The 20,989-nt window shown below is 34.6% G+C and carries 19 protein-coding genes, 2 tRNA genes, 1 pseudogene and 1 riboswitch; of the genes and pseudogenes, 15 read left to right on the forward strand and 7 right to left on the reverse strand.

Annotated features, from left to right (window positions below; all coding sequences use genetic code 11):
* Positions 1-5: 5 nt before the first annotated feature.
* Positions 6-2,345 (reverse strand): ATP-dependent helicase, encoded by a 2,340-nt coding sequence (locus tag FBR08_RS15350; protein ID WP_158963673.1) that lies wholly within the window; start codon positions 2,343-2,345, stop codon positions 6-8.
* Positions 2,346-2,465: 120 nt separating this feature from the next.
* Between FBR08_RS15350 and FBR08_RS15355 the strand changes: the two genes are divergently transcribed.
* Both FBR08_RS15355 and FBR08_RS15360 read left to right on the forward strand, forming a co-directional pair.
* Complete coding sequence (locus FBR08_RS15355) at positions 2,466-3,002, forward strand: DUF7935 family protein (RefSeq protein WP_158963675.1); 537 nt, start codon at positions 2,466-2,468, stop codon at positions 3,000-3,002.
* Positions 3,003-3,028: 26 nt separating this feature from the next.
* The gene (locus tag FBR08_RS15360; RefSeq protein WP_158963677.1) at positions 3,029-3,850 is read left to right on the forward strand and encodes a DUF4197 domain-containing protein; all 822 of its coding nucleotides are present in this window, start codon (positions 3,029-3,031) and stop codon (positions 3,848-3,850) included.
* A 209-nt stretch (positions 3,851-4,059) separates the two neighbouring features.
* Here FBR08_RS15360 and FBR08_RS15365 read toward each other — a convergent pair whose 3' ends face one another.
* Together FBR08_RS15365 and FBR08_RS15370 are read right to left on the reverse strand one after the other, a co-directional pair.
* Entirely contained in the window at positions 4,060-4,605 is a 546-nt protein-coding gene (locus FBR08_RS15365; protein ID WP_158963679.1) for a putative glycolipid-binding domain-containing protein, read from the reverse strand.
* A gap of 18 nt (positions 4,606-4,623) precedes the next feature.
* Positions 4,624-5,403 (reverse strand): class I SAM-dependent methyltransferase, encoded by a 780-nt coding sequence (locus tag FBR08_RS15370; RefSeq protein ID WP_158963681.1) that lies wholly within the window; start codon positions 5,401-5,403, stop codon positions 4,624-4,626.
* 619 nt (positions 5,404-6,022) lie between these two features.
* On the opposite strand from FBR08_RS15370, the gene FBR08_RS15375 reads away from it, so the two are divergent.
* The 3 genes from FBR08_RS15375 (at position 6,023) to FBR08_RS15385 (ending at position 7,789) form a co-directional block, all read left to right on the forward strand.
* Positions 6,023-6,481, forward strand: coding sequence for a hypothetical protein (locus FBR08_RS15375; protein WP_158963683.1), 459 nt, complete (start codon positions 6,023-6,025; stop codon positions 6,479-6,481).
* Positions 6,482-6,573: 92 nt separating this feature from the next.
* Positions 6,574-7,368 carry a hypothetical protein gene (locus FBR08_RS15380; RefSeq protein ID WP_158963685.1) on the forward strand — a complete coding sequence of 265 codons (795 nt, stop codon included), beginning with the start codon at positions 6,574-6,576 and terminating at the stop codon, positions 7,366-7,368.
* A 22-nt stretch (positions 7,369-7,390) separates the two neighbouring features.
* Positions 7,391-7,789: a hypothetical protein gene (locus FBR08_RS15385; RefSeq protein ID WP_158963687.1), complete on the forward strand. Its 399-nt coding sequence runs from the start codon at positions 7,391-7,393 to the stop codon at positions 7,787-7,789.
* Positions 7,790-8,122: 333 nt separating this feature from the next.
* Here the strand turns inward: FBR08_RS15385 and fabG are convergent, their stop codons facing one another.
* Together fabG and FBR08_RS15395 are read right to left on the reverse strand one after the other, a co-directional pair.
* Entirely contained in the window at positions 8,123-8,869 is a 747-nt protein-coding gene (fabG, locus tag FBR08_RS15390) for a 3-oxoacyl-[acyl-carrier-protein] reductase (protein ID WP_158963689.1), read from the reverse strand.
* 64 nt (positions 8,870-8,933) lie between these two features.
* Positions 8,934-10,226 (reverse strand): Na+/H+ antiporter NhaC family protein, encoded by a 1,293-nt coding sequence (locus FBR08_RS15395; protein ID WP_158963691.1) that lies wholly within the window; start codon positions 10,224-10,226, stop codon positions 8,934-8,936.
* A gap of 77 nt (positions 10,227-10,303) precedes the next feature.
* A riboswitch (SAM-I-IV-variant riboswitch) is annotated at positions 10,304-10,409 on the reverse strand.
* Between the two features lie 126 nt (positions 10,410-10,535).
* On the opposite strand from FBR08_RS15395, the gene FBR08_RS15400 reads away from it, so the two are divergent.
* Positions 10,536-11,030 (forward strand): hypothetical protein, encoded by a 495-nt coding sequence (locus FBR08_RS15400; protein ID WP_158963693.1) that lies wholly within the window; start codon positions 10,536-10,538, stop codon positions 11,028-11,030.
* Positions 11,031-11,097: 67 nt separating this feature from the next.
* On the opposite strand, the gene FBR08_RS15405 is transcribed toward FBR08_RS15400, so the two are convergent.
* Together FBR08_RS15405 and FBR08_RS15410 are read right to left on the reverse strand one after the other, a co-directional pair.
* On the reverse strand, positions 11,098-12,150 hold the full coding sequence (locus FBR08_RS15405; RefSeq protein WP_158963695.1) for a GNAT family N-acetyltransferase: 1,053 nt from the start codon (positions 12,148-12,150) through the stop codon (positions 11,098-11,100).
* An 84-nt stretch (positions 12,151-12,234) separates the two neighbouring features.
* Positions 12,235-12,771: a GNAT family N-acetyltransferase gene (locus FBR08_RS15410; RefSeq protein WP_233266134.1), complete on the reverse strand. Its 537-nt coding sequence runs from the start codon at positions 12,769-12,771 to the stop codon at positions 12,235-12,237.
* A 328-nt stretch (positions 12,772-13,099) separates the two neighbouring features.
* Between FBR08_RS15410 and FBR08_RS15415 the strand changes: the two genes are divergently transcribed.
* The 9 genes and pseudogenes from FBR08_RS15415 to FBR08_RS15455 all read left to right on the forward strand — a co-directional run bounded on the left by FBR08_RS15415 (position 13,100) and on the right by FBR08_RS15455 (position 20,865).
* A tRNA-Ser gene (locus FBR08_RS15415) sits at positions 13,100-13,183 on the forward strand.
* 6 nt (positions 13,184-13,189) lie between these two features.
* A tRNA-Pro gene (locus tag FBR08_RS15420) sits at positions 13,190-13,264 on the forward strand.
* 299 nt (positions 13,265-13,563) lie between these two features.
* Positions 13,564-14,824: pseudogene (locus FBR08_RS15425) on the forward strand (site-specific integrase).
* Between the two features lie 112 nt (positions 14,825-14,936).
* Positions 14,937-15,203 carry a helix-turn-helix domain-containing protein gene (locus FBR08_RS15430; RefSeq protein ID WP_158963697.1) on the forward strand — a complete coding sequence of 89 codons (267 nt, stop codon included), beginning with the start codon at positions 14,937-14,939 and terminating at the stop codon, positions 15,201-15,203.
* Between the two features lie 138 nt (positions 15,204-15,341).
* Positions 15,342-17,840, forward strand: coding sequence for an SIR2 family protein (locus tag FBR08_RS15435; RefSeq protein ID WP_158963699.1), 2,499 nt, complete (start codon positions 15,342-15,344; stop codon positions 17,838-17,840).
* 35 nt (positions 17,841-17,875) lie between these two features.
* Entirely contained in the window at positions 17,876-18,163 is a 288-nt protein-coding gene (gene tnpA, locus FBR08_RS15440) for an IS66 family insertion sequence element accessory protein TnpA (protein WP_131540868.1), read from the forward strand.
* Positions 18,163-18,501, forward strand: coding sequence for an IS66 family insertion sequence element accessory protein TnpB (tnpB, locus tag FBR08_RS15445; protein ID WP_115660758.1), 339 nt, complete (start codon positions 18,163-18,165; stop codon positions 18,499-18,501). Before tnpA ends, tnpB begins: the two co-directional genes overlap by 1 nt.
* Before the next feature lie 49 nt (positions 18,502-18,550).
* Positions 18,551-20,122 (forward strand): IS66 family transposase, encoded by a 1,572-nt coding sequence (tnpC, locus tag FBR08_RS15450; RefSeq protein WP_158964099.1) that lies wholly within the window; start codon positions 18,551-18,553, stop codon positions 20,120-20,122.
* A 98-nt stretch (positions 20,123-20,220) separates the two neighbouring features.
* Positions 20,221-20,865, forward strand: coding sequence for an argonaute/piwi family protein (locus FBR08_RS15455; protein ID WP_233266137.1), 645 nt, complete (start codon positions 20,221-20,223; stop codon positions 20,863-20,865).
* Positions 20,866-20,989 lie beyond the last annotated feature (124 nt).

The raw sequence follows: 20,989 nt of genomic DNA on the forward strand, positions 1-20,989 counted from the left end.
ACAATTTACGCTAAAACTTGAAGCTTAGCAAATCGCAATAATATTTTTTTTATTCCCCCTACCTCGAAGTTAATTTCAGCTTTGCGGTCTGCCCCTACGCCTTCGAGATTCAGGATTACACCTTGTCCAAATCGCTCATGCATGACGCGTTGTCCTATTGTCAATCCGCTATTTGCGGCCTCTCCTCCACTGTTTCCGCTTGTCGTAGCGTTAACGGGTTTTAATTTTCGAATGTTGCGATCTAGTACAGGTTCTTCGTTATTTTTTAAATACGCAGGAGGTGTTCCGTTCACCGGTTTGGCCAATCTCAACTTACTCTTATCTACATCGCCAAAAATATCGGCATCAATTTTAGGGGTATAGCGGTAATTGGTTTCTACGGGTGTTAAAAACTCTAAATACTGATCATCAATTTCTTGAATAAATCGCGAGGGATCACAATCGATGAGTTTACCCCAGCGGTATCGCGATTGCGCATAGGTCAAATACGCTTGGTGTTCGGCACGAGTTAAAGCGACATAAAACAAGCGTCGTTCTTCTTCTAATTCAGTTCTTGTAGTACTGCTCATTGCACTTGGAAACAGATCCTCTTCCATTCCCACGCAGAACACGGTTGGAAATTCCAATCCTTTTGCAAGGTGAATGGTCATTAAAGCTACTCGATCATCATCTCCTGTGTCTTTATCCAAATCGGTTGCCAAGGCTACATCTTCTAAAAACTCAGTTAATGCACCTCGAGCACCGTCAATTTCGCGTTGTCCTTCAATAAAATCTTTGATACCATTGAGTAATTCCTCAATATTCTCCATACGCGTAATTCCCTCTGGCGTTGTATCTTTGCGTAATTCTTGTACCAATCCTGTTTTTTTCACCACATGCTCAACCATTTCATACGCATCTTTCGTTTGTTCTAATGCTTGAAAGGCTTTGACCATATTGACAAAATCAGTTAATTTATTTTTCGTTCCTGCAGTGATTTTTAAATCAATCTTATCGATATGTGACATCACTTCAAAAATAGAACGCTTGTAATGATTGGCGGCGATGATCAATTTATCCAAAGTTGTTGCGCCAATTCCACGCGCAGGATAATTAATTACTCGCACCAAGGCCTCTTCGTCTTTTGGGTTGATAATCAAGCGCAAATAGCTCAATACATCTTTAATTTCTTTGCGTTGATAGAAAGATAATCCCCCGTAAATGCGATAGGGAATATCTCGTTTACGCAAGGCATCCTCCATCGCACGAGACTGTGCATTGGTACGATATAGAATAGCAAAATCGCTGTTGTTTTTTTGATTTTGCATTTTTTCTTCAAAAATAGTTGACGCTACAAAGCGCCCCTCTTCTCCATCGGTTAACGAACGGTGTACTTTAATTTTCGGCCCTGACTCATTATCTGTCCAAACGATTTTTTCCAGTTTGACTTTATTCTTGTCAATGATGGTATTCGCCGCTTCAACAATATTTCTTGTAGATCGATAATTTTGCTCTAATCGATACAGCTGTACCTTGTCAAAATCTTTTTGAAAGTTTAAGATATTATTGATATTCGCTCCACGGAAAGCGTAAATACTTTGCGCATCATCTCCTACCACACAGATATTTTGAAAGCGATCTGACAAAGCGCGGACAATCAAATACTGAGAGTTGTTTGTATCTTGATACTCATCCACCAAAATATAGCGAAAGCGATCTTGATACTTTGCTAAAACATCCGGAAAACGAGTCAGTAATTCATTGGTTTTCAACAGTAAATCATCAAAATCCATAGCTCCTGCTTTGAAACAGCGCTCTACATAGTGTTCGTAAATTTCACCTATGCGCGGTCTTTTGCTCATGGCATCGGCCTCTTGGAGTTCAGCATCATTAAAATATGCTTTTACTGTCACCAAGTTGTTTTTATAATTAGAAATACGACTTGCTACTTCTTTGGGTTTATAGATGTCTTTATCCAGCTGTAATTCTTTGATAATCTGCCCAATTAGTCGTTGGGTATCTTGAGAATCGTAAATAGAGAAATTACTTGGATAGCCCAAATGGTCTGCCTCAGCACGCAATATGCGGGCAAAAACAGAGTGAAAAGTTCCCATCCAAAGGTTTTTAGCCTCACTATTTCCAACAATTTGAGCAATTCGATTTTTCATTTCTCGCGCTGCTTTATTGGTAAAAGTTAAGGATAGAATATTAAAAGCATCTACCCCTTGATGCATCAAATAAGCAATCCTCAAGGTCAATACTCTTGTTTTTCCTGAACCTGCTCCAGCTATCACAATCATGGGGCCATCTTTCTGTAATACAGGTGCTCTTTGAGCTTCATTAAGTTGATCAATATAACTTTGCATAGTGTCTAAAACCGTAAAAAGCCAAAATTACAACTACTATTAGTTTATAGCAAGTTTTGTTCGCATTAAAGCGTTTTTATCTTTCACAATAATTCTTACTTTTGTTGAAACTTAATTTACATGAATCTCAATTTTCTACTCGTCTCACTTCAGTATGTCCTCCCCGCGCTAATCGTGGCGGGACTGGCTTATGTCTTTTTTCAAAAAATTTTAGAAAGACAGGCGCAAAGAGATCGTTTTATCCTTGCACAACTCGCAAATAAAGAGACGGGCATTGACACCAAAGCGCTAAAATTACAAGCTTGTGAGCGATTAGTAATTTATGCAGAGCGCAGTGATTTAAAAAAGTTAATTTTAAGAGTACAGCCCCTAAGTACTGATACCAAAACTTATGCTCATTTACTGGTTCAGCATCTCGAGCAAGAATACGAATACAACGTTACACAGCAGCTGTATGTTTCTCCTGAACTATGGACTATTGTGGTACACACGAAAAACGCCCTTATCACCACGATTCAACAAACAGCTAAATTGCCTGAAGCAACTTCGGCTATGTTGTATCAAAACCTCTTGTTAAATGAATCGATAAAGATCCAAAACAAAGTGGATATTTTACTTCGAGCAATCAAAGAAGAGACTAATGCTAATTTACATTAAATCAGTTCAATAACAAATTAAAAGGTATGAGAAGAATTTTAATTAGCACCTGCTTATTGGTAGGCGTTTTAGGGACCAACTATACGATTCACGCACAAGGTAAATTGGGCAATGTATTAGGTAACTTATCCCAAGATCAGATTGGAAAAGGGCTAAAAGAAGCTTTAGATAAAGGAATCCAACAACAAGTAGCTCAATTGGCAAAGCCGGATGGATTCTTTAAAAATGAAATGGTCAAAATCATGTTACCTGAAGAATTGCAAAAGGTAGATAAAACCCTTCGCGCAATGGGGATGGGGAGTGTTGCTGACCAAGGGTTGCAATTGTTAAACAGAGCTGCGGAAGACGCCGTTAAGGAAGCAACTCCAATTTTTGTACAAGCAATTAAAGAACTTACGTTTACGGATGCGAAGAACATCTTATTGGGAGGGCAATCGTCTGCAACTACATATTTAAAAGAAAAAACTTCAAAACAATTAGCAGGCAAATTCGCTCCTATTATTGAAGAATCTTTATCTCAAGTTGGGGCAACTAAAGTATGGGAAGGTATTTTTACCAAGTACAACAGCCTGCCTTTGGTTTCGCCTGTTGATCCAAACCTAACCAACTATGTGACAGAAAAAACCATGGATGGGGTATTTACAATGATTTCTGTTGAGGAAAATAAAATTCGCGGAAACGAAGACAATGCTCGCTCCACGAATCTGTTGAAAGAAGTATTTGGCAAACAAGATAATACAGCGACAACTTCTACTAGTTCTTCTAAAAAGACAACGACAGAAACTTCCAAGAAAACGGAAAAAACGACAGAAAAGAAAAAAAGCTTATTGGATCTTTTTGGCAAATAAAAACAAGAAATTCTATAACGATAGGATAACCTAGTCTTAATCTTTAATCTAAATGAAAATCAGATATTTGCTTCATAAATATTTGATTTCATAAAAGAAATAGTTAAGGTTAGTTGATAAAAAAAGTGCATTGTTTTAGACATGCACTTTTTTTATTATATACTACGCTGTTTTACTATGTTGTTCAGTGTATTTTTATCCTATTAACACTAAATCACCTTAAACAATCCTGGATATTCTACAACAAATCCATCGTCATCCACGGTAATGGTCGCTTCGAAATCACTCCAAATATTTTTGTAATAGTACGTATTTTCAGCCAATTTGGTATATTCTTGTTGTACTAATGTAAAGTTTTCTTCCAAGGGATTGATATACAAAACTGGAATAGTTTTAGATTCGCCAATATTCAGCTTTAAACGACTAATTGGCAAGGTATTGGTAAAAGGAGTCACCGAAATATCAATATCCAAACACTCTTTTAAATGAGGATATTCTTGTTCGTCTAACATCCATTGTTCGTTTAATTTATGCCCACTCAATTGATAGTAGCGATGGCCTTCTTGACATCGAATATCAAAGAAACGCGTTTCCCAAGTTGAAGTAGCTACAATTTGATATTCTACTCCATAAATGCGATTGTTTTTATTCCCAACAAGCTCACCTTTACAGTGAAAACTACCTTCTTTTTCAATACAAGTGAAGTGTTCTATAGAAATAGTATCTACACCTAACCACGTACGTTTTTTTTCCATATAATTCAATAATGAGTTTTACAATTTTATACTTTGCGTTGCAATAAAAGTAGGGATATAGGTATCAATTACAAAACGAGGATTAGGCTGCCAAGCTTCTTCATAAGCAATAATAGCAAAACCTGCCTTTGTTTGTCCTCCTATTAAATCTTGCAGTGAATGCCCAAAAACGAGGGCTTCACCTCTATCTATTTTTTGCTGCAATTCTATAGGAGATAAATCCGTCTGATCGGCATAGGGAATTGTAAATCGCGGGCGAATTAATCCTTTTTCTTTTAACGCTGGATCTCTATCTTCAACAAAAACAATCGGATTATAGAAACTACTGATTAATTTACCCCCTTGCTTGAGAACGCGGAAACACTCCTTCCACACCTTATTGACATCATCGATATACAAATTGGAAATGGGGTGAATAATCAAATCAAAACTCGTTGCTTCTAATGCGCTTAAATCCCCCATATCACCCTGCATAATTTTCAGCTCTAGCCCATCGCGTTCTGCCACCATTTGATCTTTCAATAATTGTTCTTCTGATAAATCATAGACGAGAACGTCCGCACCTAATGCAGCTAAGATGGGACCTTGTTGTCCGCCAGCAGAAGCCAAACACAGTACTTTTTTACCTTTTACCTCACCTATCCAATCCTTTGCAATAGGCGTTGGCAATACGTATAAATCCCATTCGCCTTGCTTTGCTTTTTGCACTATTTCACTGCTTACGGGTTGTGACCAAGCTACATTTGCCTTGGCTTGATTATCCCATGCTTTTTGATTGTGTTTAATAAAATCTTCCAACCTTTCTCCAAACGATAGCTCAGCTAAATCATTTTAACTGAATCTTAAAATTATTCTTTTTTAGTTTACAAATCAAATATTTTTAAGGATTGCTATGAATTATAGCAGGAATGAAAGCTTGTAATTTTACTTTTTTTTCATGTACTTGATTCTATTTCACTTATTTGTTGATCGTTATGCGCTATGTAAGCCTGAAAGTGCGGTATCAGGTAAAATGCTTGTAAAAAAGAAAGCATAGTACAAGACAAGTTCAATAGCCCGCCCTCCACAAAAGTGTCTTGAACTAGGGGCGACAGTTCAAGATAGACGTATTTCTGATATTCTTCTAACCTCGAAATAGGGTATTCTACCTCTGCTTTTGGGTATGAAAGTCAAATACAAATAACCCCTAAAATGAAAAACCTTCATAAAGCGATTAATAAGTTCTTACTAAGGGAAATTGATCGATTCAGTTAATCCTTTCAGGAAAGTCATTTCAAATATCAGGTAATTTACGGATGTTGTTCGTCCTGGTTAATAGCTGTTACGTGTTTTACTTTCAATCATATAGCTAGAGGTAGCTATTTTATATCAAAAATTTAAAAAATATCTTTGTTTAGATAATATTAACATTGTAAAAATGAGCAAAATTACAACAACAATAGCATCCGCTTTCGGAATGATAGCCTTGCTAACAGCTCCAAATATAAAAGCACAAGATCGCTATGGTTTTACAACTTTTAGAAAGTATGACAACGATAGCAAAACGCAGTATCTGGTTATTTCAGATCCTGTTCGCAATTGGTATGATACTTCGAACGGAAAAATGACCGATCAAGAAAGGGAAGCCTGGCACACAACTTTTAAGACGCAGACAAATAGGCAAGTCGGTTTTCAATTGATGTATAATTATGAAAAATCAACACCTTACAAAGGCCTATACAATTATTTTACTTCAAAAGCGGCTTGCGAAGAAGCTATTGTAGAAGAAGTAAATGAATTCAATAAGACCTACAAAAATGCACCACAGTATCAAGAGGGTTGGTCTGGTGGAAAAAGTTACTATAAAGTGATTCATGTATATCCCACAAAATATTAATCCTTAAATTTTAACATTGCACCCCTAGTACAGCGAGGGTGAACGGAAATGAATTAAAAACGGAGCCTTTTAACTAATACGTATTGAATCCTATGAAAAAAATAGTAGTTATAGTAGTTGTACTTGGCTTTGTAGTACAGAGTTGGGGGCAAGAGAAAGAGACTGAAATAATTGTCAATGGTAATTATTATCTAAATCAAAAAGTTCCCGATGCACAGATGGTCTCTTTTGCTGATACGGTTTCATCTTCTGCATTTATGCAAAAGATGAATGATTTAAAAGGTAAAAATTATAGACTAACAGTGAAATCTATTGATAAAGAACATGTTTATTTTAGTTTTTGGAAGTTTTCAAATCGAAAAAGGAATAAGAACATAAATGGAGATTCCATCACAGTCCAAACAATTTATACTTTACCAAAAGAGGACTTTAAGCAAGTAGTCAATCCGCTATATGACAGAAAAGAATGGCGTGTTGGATTTTATACAATTCCTTATAAACTGCGATTTAAAGATTTCGACTTCGATGCCAACGTAAACTTAGGTACCAATATTGGATGCAAGCTTCGCTGGAATAGACAGTTTGAGCATGGTTTTTCTATTGAACCGATCTTAGGAGTTGGATTATCGAGTATAAAAATGGATGATAGCAATAGTACGGCTTCTACTTCTTCCAATATCAGTGCTTTTACAGTAAATACGGGTATATTATTTCATATCACCCAATCTATTAACGCTGGATTTACTTTAGGTTGGGATACTATTAGTGGAAAAGATCAAAATCAATACGATTGGAAGCATAATGGAAAAGGTTGGTTGGGTATAGGAATTAATGTTGCTTTCTCAACAGAAGCTAAAAACACGAGCAATGAAGGCTCAAATAAATAACAACTATTACATATTTAGTATAATGAAAAAAATCATACCCTTTTTTGTTCTATTTCTTGCCCTAGGAGTAGCAAAAGCACAAACAGCAGAACAAACGTTAGAGTGGTTAAATGTCAAAAAAGCAGAAATTTCTGAAATTAGTGCCAATACCGTTCGTTTTGGAAAAATAGAAATTACAAACGAACATCTTTATGCCTTTACTGATGATGGAGCAACCACTACGATCAAATGGATAAATTTTAAGGATATTAAATCTACTAATTACTACATACAAATTATATCAAACATCATGTACATGGGGAAAAATATTTATATTCAATTATATATTCCGGATAATGAAAAGAAAGCAAAGTATATTAACGCCTTAAAACACATGGCAACCCTAAAAGGGGCTAAATTGGTTGATGACGATCTGTTTTAGCATTGCAATTTGTTTAAAATAACTAGAAAATGAAAAAGGCATATTCCACCACGTTTCAATTAAAGAAAGAAGTTATCTAATTCAGGTAACTTCTTTTGTTAGAGGTAAACGGTAATATAATTACCTCTTTATAGATAGTAATCATGATGTAATTAAAACTTTTTGCTCCGTATAAGTTGTGATTTTAAATAAATTTACCACATGAAATTTTCGAATACGCATGAATTTAGGAGAAGATAAATTAGAAACATCATCTACTTTTTCCTTCTGTGATTGCTAAAAAAAGAGGATACTTTTCAGCATCCTCTTTTTTTTATTTTATTACATGACGGATTAGGTTAACATTCCTCCATCTACATTAAGTACTTGTCCTGTGATGTACGCTGACATATCTGACGCTAAGAATACACAAGCATTTGCGATGTCTTCTGGTTTACCTCCGCGTTTTAAAGGAATAGCATCTGTCCATCCTTTTACCACTTCTTCTGCTAATTTTCCTGTCATTTCTGTTTCAATAAATCCAGGTGCAACTACATTACAACGAATATTTCTCGATCCTAATTCCAAAGCGATTGATTTTGAGAATCCAATTACTCCAGCTTTCGATGCGGCATAGTTTGCTTGACCTGCATTTCCTTTCACTCCTACAACAGAACTCATATTGATAATAGATCCTTTTCTGTTTTTTAACATGGTACGTTGTACCGCTTTTGTCATATTGAACACTGATTTCAAGTTTACTTCAATTACAGCATCGAAATCTTGTTCTGACATACGCATTAACAAATTGTCCTTTGTAATACCTGCATTATTAATTAGAATATCAATATTACCAAAGTCTTTTAAAACATCCTCTACCAATTGTTCTGCTGCGGCATATTCTGCTGCATTTGATTGATATCCCTTTGCTTGAACGCCTAAAGCTACTAATTCGCTTACTAATTCATCTGCTGCTTGTACAGATGAGCTATAAGTAAAAGCTACATGAGCACCTTGCTCTGCAAATGCTATTGCCACACCTCTACCAATTCCACGTGTAGCACCGGTAATAATTGCTATCTTTCCTTCTAATAATTTCATGTATATTCAAATTTTGTTTTGACAAAGGGCAAATATAAACATTTTGTAATTTGGTCGTACTATTTTAAGAGGATTGTACCTCTTTTCTAAAGAATAGCATATAACACAGGGTAACTATCAATAGGAAAGCGAAGTAATATCCGTAAGATACCAGCTCCAAATAGCCTAATTTTTTGTTGGTAAAACTCAGTAGAATAAGGATTTGAGCTCCATAAGGTAATATTCCTTGCACAATACAGGCAAAGATATCTAAAACAGAGGCAACATAAGGGCGGTTTAGTTTGTATTCTGTGGCTACATCATGAGCTAAATTCCCAGCTACTAGGATGGATACGGTGTTATTTGCCATACAAACTCCAATACCTGAAACCAAGGAAGCAATACCAAATACCGCACCTTTACTTGTGCGAATTCGCTTCTGCATGCTTTTTAAAATCCAGGCAATCCCTCCTTTCTTTTCAATCATACGCGCTAGACCCCCTGTTAACATGGACAATAAGAAAATTTCTGTCATGGAAGTAAATCCTTCATAGGTGTGATTCCCTAGACCGACTAAATCAAAATCAGCTTGAACAAGCCCAATAATTCCCGCAGAGAGGATTCCAACAAAAAGCGCAACAAAAACCTGAATTCCCATCAAGGCTAATACAATAGTCAAAATGTAGGGAATCAGCAGTATATAATTCGCCTGTTCATCTAGAATTAACGTTGTATCAATAGTTTCATTTTTCATGAATATCAAAACAGCAACGGTTAGTATTGCGGCAGGAATAGCAATTTTAAAGTTAGCCTTAAATTTGTCTTTCATCTCACACCCCATGGTTTGGGTAGCGGTAATCGTTGTATCGGAAATTACGGATAGATTATCCCCAAACATAGCACCTCCCAACAAAGCCCCACAGAGTAATCCCATCGAACTTCCTGTTTTTTCAGCTAATCCTACAACAATAGGCCCTAAAGCTACGATGGTTCCTACGGATGTACCAATTGACAAGGACAGGAAACAAGAAATAATAAAAATCCCCACCCCCAAATAAGCAACAGGAATATAATGCAGGCCAATATTTACCATGGCATCCACGCCTCCAATCGCTTTTGTTATGGTAGCAAATGCACCAGCTAAAAGGTAGATTAAGCACATCGTTATGATTTTGCTATCACCACAACCTTCGATAAGTGCGGTTATTCGATCGTTTATTGGCGTTTTATAAAACAGGGCAAAAGCCGTGATAATTCCCAAGCTAATAGCTATAGGTGATGGCAATAGATAAAAATTATCCAACGCTATTCCACTACCTAAAAAAACAGCTACAAATACAAAAAACGGGATAAGTGTGTAGAATTTATTCTCTGACATAGTTTATTTTTTTCATTCTAAAACGAGTAACAACGTATACCGAATGAAAAAACTACATGAATCATACCAAGAGTGGCATATACAACATTTTTTCCATTACTGGCTTATCGTTTTCAGCACCTTGCTTGTTGTTGCAGGTTGCTATTTTTCTACTTGATTTTAGAAAAATTCCTGATAATATGGAGCAAATATAAAAATTACGTTTAGAATTGACAACAAAAAAATCATTTTATTCCTTTGCTTAAATCTCTTTTTCATCCTATTTATATTCCTTACTTTTGTTGCCCTAAACTTAAAATTAAAGAAGAAATGAGAAAATTACTGCTTTCATTAGGATTGACGGTTTTATTAACCACTACATCATTGGCACAGGGTGGACCTAAAAACGCTCTTGGGTTGCGTTTTGGTGGAAACTCGGGCTTAGGTACTGAGATTTCATACCAAAGAGACTTATCGCGCAACAATCGTTTAGAGCTAGACCTTGGTTTTAGAAATAACAATGATTACAATGCTACAAAAATTACGGGAATCTATGAATGGGTTTGGAACATCGAGGGTAATTTTGATTGGTACGCAGGTGTTGGAGCTGCTGTAGGAAGTTACAATTACAAATACAATTACGGAGGAAAACGATTCAAAGACAACGGTACTTTTGGGCTAGTAACCGGTACGGTTGGTATTGAATACAACTTTGATTTTCCTTTGCAAATTTCACTTGACGCACGTCCAGAACTTTATTTGAACGACTCATACCGCGATGGTTTATACTTGGATTTTGGTTTAGCTCTACGCTATAAATTCTAAGTGATTCGATTTCTCTTTTCTCTTATAACGATATAAAAAAGCGAGGGTTTCCTCGCTTTTTTACTTTCTATTTGGCAACTACTTGTTTAGTAAATCGAAACATTGTTCTGTATTTATTCTTTAAGGGAGTGGGTTCTAAGATGAGTTCACACTCCAACTGAAATCCCTTTTTCTCACAAAGGGCAATACTCTTGTGATTTTCTTTTTCGACTGTATAAATGATCTGCGCAGTTGGGATATCTTGACTTATCATTACTAGCGCTTGGTCTAGCATTGCGGCTCCATACCCTTTTCCTTGTTGATCTTCGGCCACCCAAAGTCCGATTTCAACGGTATATCGATTCATATCATTAAGAGTTAAACACCCTACAAATTCGGTAGAATTTTGTTCAAATACCAGGAGAACCAAACAAGTTCCTTGCTGCATTTCTATACTAGATTGTCGAATGTATTCTTGCACTAATACTGGGTGAGCAAAAGAATCAATACTGAGGTACTGTCCAATGGCTGGGGTAAAGTAACGCTGCAAGAGTGCTTGATCTGCTGTTTCTATTTTTCTAAACCACAGGGACTCTGTTTGCCACTGCTGATCCACAGGGAATATTTTGCGTTCTTGAGGCTCCAACATTTCCACAATCATAAGCATCTCCATCCGCATACCTTCTTGGATCAAATTCAAATCAGCAAATGCCTGCACTTCTGCTTTTGCCTCTAGAACTTGAACAAGAAGTTGACACCAGATAAGCGCATTTCTTCTAGGTTCATCTACTATTTGTAAGAGGTTATCCCATTCATTGACTTCCTCCTTTTCAACCTTCGCTATACTTCGATAAGTCGTCCAATGTCTTCCCATCTTATGCAACAAGACAATCCACAAGCGCAATTGCACTTCGCGATCTAAGGGGTCTTCTACGGCTTTAAAATCGGCACACAAGGATTCAACCAACGGCAAGTAAATAACAGACAAGGGGTCTAGCGATTCCAGTTGTGCCAATACGGTTGACCAAGTCGTTTCCCCTCTCCTTGCTGCTGCAATCGTTTCACCCAATGTTCGCTCACTTTCGGTTACAAAAGGCAATTGTTCGAGGGAATCAATAGAATAAGAATAACTGTGTTTCATTTTCTCCTTTTTATGATGCAAAAAAGTTCAACCAAATCCCGAGAATCAAGTTGAACTTTCTTATACTACTGTTTTATTTTAAATTTACGGTCTCGCTGGATTATCTTTGCGATAATGCAACATATCCAATACTTTTTCTTCGCTGATGTTGCGCTCAAAATTACTGTGGTACACATAGCCTAATTTTTCCGCTATCTTGATACTTCCCACGTTGTGTTTCTCTACGTTGTAAATTAAGTAATCCACCGTCAAATGATCCAAGACAAATTGTTCTAAGGCTTTGATAACTTCGGTTCCGTATCCTTTACCACTTGCACTTTCTTTCAGCCAAATACCCAGCGAAATCGATTCCTCGCAAATATCGTGGATTCCACAACAGCCAATAAACTCACCCGTTTGCTTATCTGTTGCCAATAAAGTAATGTCTTGTTGCTTTTCCAATTGACCCAGGCTATACGCCACAAATCCAAAGGTATCTTCTTTTTTTCCTGTAGGGATAAAAGGCAAGAATTTAGCTACTGTTGGTGTTAGTTCTCTAAAGATATCCTCTACGTATTGGTCATTTACAATACTAAACTTCAAGCGGTCACTTGAAAAGGTAAGGGTGGTATCAAATTTCATAAATTGCTGCATTGATATAGACTCCAACGATTCTATCTTGTATCGTTCAATCTTTGTTTCAGGTGCAAAGATACGAGATAAATTAAATCAACCCCCTTCTTCTCCCCTTTAAAATAGTGGGCATCCCTTGTATTTAGGACATAGTGAAGTCGAATTCACCGTATTTTTCATTTTCTTTTGAAATTCTTTTCCATCATATCCATCTCATACTTAATGCAGTAAAAAAAAACATGCGATTTTCTTCTATTTTCGCATCAAAATTATTTGCATAAAATAAAAACTAATAGTATGTTTGCTCCAGTAAAAATGAGGGATTCCTCAGTTTTCAGGAGAGGTGCCGGAGTGGTAACGGAGCAGATTGCTAATCTGTCGACTGGTAACGGTCGCCAGGGTTCGAGTCCCTGTCTCTCCGCTTCTTCGGGGTGTAGCGTAGCCCGGTCATCGCGCCTGGTTTGGGACCAGGAGGTCGCAGGTTCGAATCCTGCCACCCCGACTTTTTCGGCATCAAAATGTGCCTAAATCCGTAAGTATCAATTACTTACGGATTTTTTTATTTTTAAATATATCATAATAATCCATTGTAAATCAATCTAAATGTGAGCTATTAGGTGAGCTATTTTTAAAAGGTAAATTAGCTCACCGAATCGAGTTTAACTAATTGTATTTCAATAAATTAAATACAATTTATTTTAGTTTAATTCAGTGCTTTTTGGTCTTGTTTGAGTACTATTCAGGTGAGTAGTTTTTTAAAACCATATCAAAACAGTTCGGTTAACATTAAAATAGATTGATATGAAAACAAAAAACACATTTGGAATACACTTCATTATACGTGTTTCTAATTCAAACAAAACAGTTCCATCCCTTATATACGCAAGGATAACGGTAAATGGACAACGTACAGAAATTTCTTTAAAACTAAAAATATCCCCTACTTCTTGGGATAACATTAAAGGAAAAGCAAAAGGAAAAAGTGAGGACACGGTTCGAATCAATGCACATATTGAGCGAGTACGTTCTCTCATTACAGATGCCTATCATCAATTAGTCCAACAAAAAAGAGTTGTCTCTATTGGAGCTGTTAAAAACATCTTTCTTGGACATGATGATACTGAATCATCACTTTTAAAGCTTATAGACTATCACAGAGAGATAGCTACAAGTAAATTAGCATGGTACCCTAAAGAACTACTTCTCTACGGAAAAGTACCTTAAAAGCTATTTGCGTAAAGTACACAATCGAACTGACATCTATTTAAGCGAGATTAACTACAAATTTATCTTTGACTTTGAAAACTTCTTGAGAAACTGCAAACCTATTCACAAGCATCAACCATTAAATAACAATGGTATTATGAAACACATTGAAAGGTTTAAAAAGTTAATCAACTTAGCTATCACCATGGAATGGATGGAGAAAGATCCCTTTACCAAATATAAACTTCAATTTGAGAAGACAGAAAGAGGACATTTAACTAAATCTGAACTTGAAATCCTTGTAAACAAGAATTTTGCTATTGAACGATTACAAGCTGTTCTTGATATGTTTTTGTTTAGTTGTTATACTGGCTTAGCTTATATAGACATTTTTCACTTAGTACCTCAAAATATAGCCAAAGGAAGCGATGGAAAAGATTGGATTATATCAAGCAGAGAGAAAACTAAAATACCTGTAAGGGTTCCACTATTACCTGAAGCTTTAGAACTAATTGAAAAATACAAGGACCATCCTATTGCTTTTGCCAAAGGCAAACTGTTTCCTGTTATTAGTAACCAACGAATGAATGGTTACTTAAAAGAGATTGCCATTATATGTGAAATAGATAAGAACTTATCTTTTCACTTAGCCAGACATACCTTTGCCACAACCATTACACTAAACAATGGTGTACCTATTGAATCTGTAAGTAAGATGCTTGGACATACGGCTATTAAAACAACTCAAATTTATGCTAAAGTATTAGAACATAAATTGGGGGAAGATATGAACAACCTAAGAGAAAGAAGACTTCTTCAAGAAAATCACAAATACAACTTTGAAGAGTCAAATTAAACCTCCCAAAGACAACAGAACTAAACCAATACATACAAATTGTTATTTAGGGTTAGAACTAAGCTTACAGCAGCTTAAAACAAATCAAAACTAACCCTAAATATTATTAATTATGAAAGTAGAATTTATTACAAAAGAAGACCTTGAGATTTTTAAACAAGAGATTATTACTGAGATAAGAAGGTATAGTCCTTTTAATAGAAAGAAAGATCAAGAAATAAAACAATGGATTAAAAGCTATGAAGTAAGAAAGCTTCTTGGTATTTCTCCTGGTACCTTACAGAATATGAGACTAAATGGTACCATACCATTTAAGAAGATTGGTGGCTTGATGTTTTATAGGTATGAGGATATTTTAAAGATGATGGAAAGTGCATGAAATAAAACACCCCAACTATCGTGTGGTAGTTGGCGTGTTATTCTATTTTGAAAAAGAAGGACTTACTTTGCACCTCTTTTCTAAATAGATAAATAAATTGTATTTTTATATTTTAACCTTACAATTACTAAAAATCTAATGATAGAAAATTTTGAACTCGACTATGACGCTTTTTTAAGATCTATTAAAAGAAATGGGGATGTACCACATTCATTTCTATTGGGCGCTGGTGCTTCAATAAGCTCAGGTATTCAATCTGCTTATGATTGTATATGGGAATGGAAAAAAGATATCTATATTTCTAAAAATATTAATGCAGGGGAATTTTATAAAGATCACAAAAATGAAGCTGTAAGAAAAAGTATACAAACATGGTTGGATACCCAAGGAATATTTCCTAAACTAGATTCTATAGAAGAATATTCTTTTTATGCAGAAAAAGCATATCCAATAGCTGATGATAGAAGAAAATATTTCTTTGATTTAATAGAAAACAAAGAACCTTATATTGGCTACAAGTTATTATGTCTATTATCTGAGTTTGGCATTGTTAAATCAGTCTGGACTACTAATTTTGATGGATTAATAGTTAGAGCTAGTTATCAAAATAATCTTACACCAATAGAAATAACCCTTGATAATTCAGATAGAATTTTCAGAAACCAAAGTACTAGAGAATTATTATGTATTGCTCTACATGGAGACTACAAATACTCAACTTTAAAGAATACAAATACTGAATTAGATAGTCAAAATGATTTATTTAAAAAACAGTTAGCTAACTATCATATAGATAAAAATCTTATCGTTAGTGGATACAGCGGTCGAGACATCTCATTAATGACAGCCTTAGAAACTGCTTTTAGTCAGCCTGGCAGTGGCAGGTTATATTGGTGTGGATACGGAAGTGTTATAAATGATGATGTAAAAAAATTAATTACTTCAATTAGACAAAATGGTAGAGAAGCGTATTATATTTCAACTGATGGTTTTGACAAGACATTAATTCATCTAGTTAAAACTATCTCTGATGGAAATAAGAATCTATCAACTAAGTTACAGAGAACTTTAGAAAACACGTCTGCTACAGATAACATCAAAACAATATTTAGTTTAGATTTTACAAAAACAGATAAATTTATTAAAAGTAATTTACATCCTATTGTTTTCCCGAAAGAAGTTTTTCAATTTGAGATTGATTACAAAAATGAAACACCATGGAAATTCTTACGAGAATTAACAGAAAATACTAATATTGTTGCAGTTCCTTTTAAAAAGAAAGTATTTGCATTAGGAACACTAAGCGAGATAAACTCTACTTTTCGAACTTTTATTAAATCAGATATAAAGAGAGTTCCAATATCTCGTTTTGATATTGAGAATGTTAGTGCATTCAAATCATTAATGTTAAAAGCAGTAACCAGATTTTTTTGTGATACGAAAAGTGTTAATTCTAATTTTAAAGACAAAATTTGGATGAGTAGTCCATCTTCTAATTATGGGGATATCAGAGTACATAAGGCTATCTATATTTCCTTCTTTTTTGATAAGAATTCAAAATTTGGTTATTTATCTTTTACACCTACATTATACCTAGATTCAGATTTTGAAATATCTAAAATTCAAAAGCAGAATACTGGTAAAAGGATGTTGGAGAAATTATACAATAATAAATACGATGAAGAGTTAGAATACTGGAACAATGTCCTTTTTAATAATCAAAATATTAAATTTGAATATCCTGTTAACTCAGGAACAGGTTTCATTTTCCAAATTTCATCAAATACAGCATTTGGTGAAATTAATGTTCTTGACAATAATTACAAATCTTTTATACCTAAAAATTACAATAAACAACAAACACAATTTAAAGGAGTACAATTTTTAGAACCTCAGCTAATATTCAAAAATATAGGCTCAGATTTAGATTTCAAAGATTATCATCCTATGCGAGGATTAGTTAATAATCGTCCTTATGATGTAAATTTAAATGGTAAGATTCTATCAAATGAAATAAATCTATCTGTAATCTGTAGTAGTAACTACGCCTCTAATTTAAGTGATTTTTTATCAGATTTACAACTAAAGCATAGTACTCAAAACACTAATCCTGATTATTTAATTGACTATCCTGGTTTCTATAACATATTTAACATTCCTTTAAATATTCCTTCTAAAAATGACAAAAACAATTGGCTTGATATAAATTTTATTCCTGACCTCAATAAAGAAACACACCAAAATGCCTTGAACTTAGCAAGATTAATTACTAATAAAATAGAAAAAATTAGTGCGACACAAGGATCTAGCACAATAGTTATCTTTATTCCATTAGAATGGAAACAATTTGAAAATTATATCAATGATGAAGAAAGTTTTGATCTACATGACTATATCAAAGCTTTTTCAGCTTCAAAAGGTATATCAACTCAATTAATCAGAGAAGATACCTTGTTTGATAAATTAAAATGTCAAATATATTGGTGGTTATCATTATCCTTTTATGTAAAATCATTACGTACTCCATGGATTCTAAATAATCAAGAAAGAAAAACAGCATATGCTGGTATAGGATATAGTATATCAAAAATACATAACAAGGTATCCACCCGAGCAACGACATATTTCATAACCTAATGTAAGATAGTAAGTTTGTCTCAAATAATAAAGAGATGAGCAAACAAGAAATGATGTACTCTCATGTAGAGGATTACAAAGCAAGTGGATTAACCCAATCAAGATACTGTGAAAGCGTAGGAATTAAATTAGCAACATTTAGTTATTGGGTAATAAAGTATAAGAATGAAAATATTCAAAATTCATCGAGTAACTTTATCACTATAAATAAAGAGCATATTACTGAGAGCAAAGAATACGATATTATCTATCCTAATGGAGTGAAACTTCGTGTAGAAACGAAAGATTTAAATGAACTCTATTCATTAGTGAACCTTGTCTAATGTTTAGTCTGAGTAGTAGTCACCAATTCCATTTATATAAATCAGCTTGTGATATGCGTAAGAGTTTTGATAGTCTGTGTGGCATTGTTCAAAACGAGCTTAATCAAGTAGCTCACAATGGCAGTGTGTACGTCTTTATCAATCGTCGAGGTAATCAGATGAAACTTCTGCACTGGGAAACAGGAGGTTTTGTGTTATATCACAAGCGATTAGAACAAGGTACTTTTGCCTTTCCATCTCATAACAAGTCACAGATAAGTTGGAGTGATTTAGTACTTATGATAGAGGGAATTCAAGTGATAAAAAGTAGTCAAAAAAGACGATTTTCTATGAAGTAAAACCGTCTTAATTCTTGTATAAACAAGGCTTTTGACGTATATTTACTTCATGGAAATAGACTTAGAAAACTTATCGAAACAAGAACTTTTGGCACTTATAAAACAGCAGTCAAAAACTATTTCCAAGCAAGAGAAAGTAAATACTAAGTTAGAAAAGAAAGCTACTGAGTTAGAAGAAAAGACCTCTAAACTAGAAGAAAAAAATACGATACTGGAATATCGAGTAAAGCTACTTGAACGCATGAAGTTTGGTCAAAGCCGAGAACGTTTTGAGGATCCTAATCAAACTCAGTTACCTTTGGATGTTGAACAAGCAGTCTTAGAGGAACAAGAAGAAGTAATCAAACAAGAGATTACCTACACTCGTGAAAAGAAGAAACATCCAGGACGAGCGAAACTTCCTGATCATTTACCTGTAGAAGAAATAGAAATTCACCCAGAAGGGGATCTATCTGATAAGGTCTGCATTGGTAAAGAAATTACAGATGTGTTAGATTATGTTCCTGGTTACTTTAAAATCAAGCGTTACATCCGATATAAATACGCGACCAAAGACAAAGAAGATACCCAAATTAGTATTGGATTACTCCCAGAGCGAATTATAGATAAAGGAATAGCTTCAGAAGGACTTCTATCAACTATATTGGTTGACAAATATGTAGACCATCTTCCTCTATATAGACAAAAGCAACGCTTTTCAAGAGAGAATATCGATATTGCTTCCTCTACAATAGATGGTTGGGCAGCTCAAAGTATGGATGCTTTGAAGCCACTATACCAAAAGCTGGTGATGGACATCAAAAACGAAGGTTATCTTCAAGTTGATGAAACCACCATCAAAGTCTTAGATGAGAAAAAGAAAGATAAATCTCATCTTGGGTATTATTGGGTGTATCACGCACCTATATCCAAACTCGTGATGTTTAATTACAGTCCTACTCGTGCTAGTAGTGCTGCATTACCCATATTAGAAAACTTCAAAGGATACCTGCAAACTGATGGTTATAGCGGGTACAAAGCCTATGGAAATAAGTCAGATGTTACACATCTTGGCTGTTGGGCACACGCTCGTCGTGAATTTGAGAGAGCATTAGACAATGATAAAATAAGGGCTCAGCATGTACTCGTAGAAATACAGAAATTATATGCTGTAGAGAAAAAAGCAAAAGAACAAAACTTAGCTCCTGACCAAATCAAAGAACTTCGTCTAAAAGAGAGTTTACCTATTATCAATGAACTGGGTAAATATATGTTCGCTCAGATGAAACTTACATTACCTAAAAGTCAAATAGGTAAAGCTTTTGCTTACTCACAAACAAGATGGGATAACCTTAGTGCGTATTTATACAATGGAAACTTACAGATAGACAACAACCTTGTAGAAAATGTAATTAGACCTGTAGCCCTTGGACGTAAAAACTATCTCTTTGCTGGTTCTCATGATGCTGCGCAAAGAGCAGCTATGGCCTATACATTTTTCGCTAACTGTAAAAAACATGACGTTAATCCATACCAATGGTTAAAGTATGTTCTTGAAAATATTCAATCCATAAACCACAAGAATATCACAGATCTATATCCTCATAATTATAAGAAGTTAATTACAAACATTGTAGAATAATAGTTACTCCTCACAAGATGTACTTGCTCGGGTGCATACATAACAAGTCAGAAATTGTTATAGGATGTAGTCATATATATGACTCTAATGGTCAAGGATTGAAATATAGATTAGCTAAAATAGATGACTATTATTTAGACAAACAAAATAATCCATACCTATCATATAAAGATGCATTTCAATTTGGTGTTTCTATTAGAGAGCTCTTTTATCAATCTATGGACACATTGCCTGAAAGAGTTGTCATACATAAAAGAACGAAATTTACAGAAGATGAAATCAATGGAATTAAAGATAGTTTAAGTATAGCAGGAATAAGTAAAATTGATTTAGTAGAAATTAATTTTGAAACTGATACACGCTTTTTAGCAATGAATGTATTCAATAATAACATTCAGATAGATAAATTTCCAATATCAAGAGGAACATGTATTGTAACTAATAAGTTCTCTGCACTTCTATGGACACATGGAATAGTACCTTCAGTAAGGAATACAAATTATAGATTTTATTTAGGAGGAAGAAGTATTCCAGCCCCCATCAAAATAACAAAACACTATGGTGAATCAAATATCGATCTTCTTGCTACAGAAATATTAGGTCTAACTAAAATGAATTGGAACTCGTTAGATTTATATTCCAAACTTCCTTCAACTATTGATTCTTCTAATCAGATTGCAAGAATCGGAAAACTTTTAGCTCGATTTGAAGGTAATACTTATGATTATAGACTATTTATATAAAACAAACATCCCTTTTAAAATAAATAACTATCTAAGTCAAATAGAAAAAAAGCCTGCAGATTGATTAATTCTGCAGGCTTTTGTCTTGTTTTGAAACCTTTATAAGGTAATAATGCTATTTATG

This window comes from Myroides fluvii (genome assembly GCF_009792295.1).
GTDB lineage: Bacteria > Bacteroidota > Bacteroidia > Flavobacteriales > Flavobacteriaceae > Flavobacterium > Flavobacterium fluvii_A.

What these genes read in the sequence shown, in the direction of transcription:
- FBR08_RS15350 (WP_158963673.1), bottom strand. Translation starts at nt 2,345, where the DNA reads ATGCAAAGTTATATTGATCAACTTAATGAAGCTCAAAGAGCACCTGTA.
- FBR08_RS15365 (WP_158963679.1), bottom strand. Translation starts at nt 4,605, where the DNA reads ATGGAAAAAAAACGTACGTGGTTAGGTGTAGATACTATTTCTATAGAA.
- FBR08_RS15380 (WP_158963685.1), top strand. Translation starts at nt 6,574, where the DNA reads ATGAAAAAAATAGTAGTTATAGTAGTTGTACTTGGCTTTGTAGTACAG.
- FBR08_RS15385 (WP_158963687.1), top strand. Translation starts at nt 7,391, where the DNA reads ATGAAAAAAATCATACCCTTTTTTGTTCTATTTCTTGCCCTAGGAGTA.
- tnpB (WP_115660758.1), top strand. Translation starts at nt 18,163, where the DNA reads ATGTTTAGTCTGAGTAGTAGTCACCAATTCCATTTATATAAATCAGCT.
- FBR08_RS15435 (WP_158963699.1), top strand. Translation starts at nt 15,342, where the DNA reads ATGATAGAAAATTTTGAACTCGACTATGACGCTTTTTTAAGATCTATT.
- tnpA (WP_131540868.1), top strand. Translation starts at nt 17,876, where the DNA reads ATGAGCAAACAAGAAATGATGTACTCTCATGTAGAGGATTACAAAGCA.
- FBR08_RS15355 (WP_158963675.1), top strand. Translation starts at nt 2,466, where the DNA reads ATGAATCTCAATTTTCTACTCGTCTCACTTCAGTATGTCCTCCCCGCG.
- tnpC (WP_158964099.1), top strand. Translation starts at nt 18,551, where the DNA reads ATGGAAATAGACTTAGAAAACTTATCGAAACAAGAACTTTTGGCACTT.
- FBR08_RS15430 (WP_158963697.1), top strand. Translation starts at nt 14,937, where the DNA reads ATGAAAGTAGAATTTATTACAAAAGAAGACCTTGAGATTTTTAAACAA.
- FBR08_RS15405 (WP_158963695.1), bottom strand. Translation starts at nt 12,150, where the DNA reads ATGAAACACAGTTATTCTTATTCTATTGATTCCCTCGAACAATTGCCT.
- FBR08_RS15375 (WP_158963683.1), top strand. Translation starts at nt 6,023, where the DNA reads ATGAGCAAAATTACAACAACAATAGCATCCGCTTTCGGAATGATAGCC.
- FBR08_RS15395 (WP_158963691.1), bottom strand. Translation starts at nt 10,226, where the DNA reads ATGTCAGAGAATAAATTCTACACACTTATCCCGTTTTTTGTATTTGTA.
- FBR08_RS15400 (WP_158963693.1), top strand. Translation starts at nt 10,536, where the DNA reads ATGAGAAAATTACTGCTTTCATTAGGATTGACGGTTTTATTAACCACT.
- fabG (WP_158963689.1), bottom strand. Translation starts at nt 8,869, where the DNA reads ATGAAATTATTAGAAGGAAAGATAGCAATTATTACCGGTGCTACACGT.
- FBR08_RS15410 (WP_233266134.1), bottom strand. Translation starts at nt 12,771, where the DNA reads ATGAAATTTGATACCACCCTTACCTTTTCAAGTGACCGCTTGAAGTTT.
- FBR08_RS15360 (WP_158963677.1), top strand. Translation starts at nt 3,029, where the DNA reads ATGAGAAGAATTTTAATTAGCACCTGCTTATTGGTAGGCGTTTTAGGG.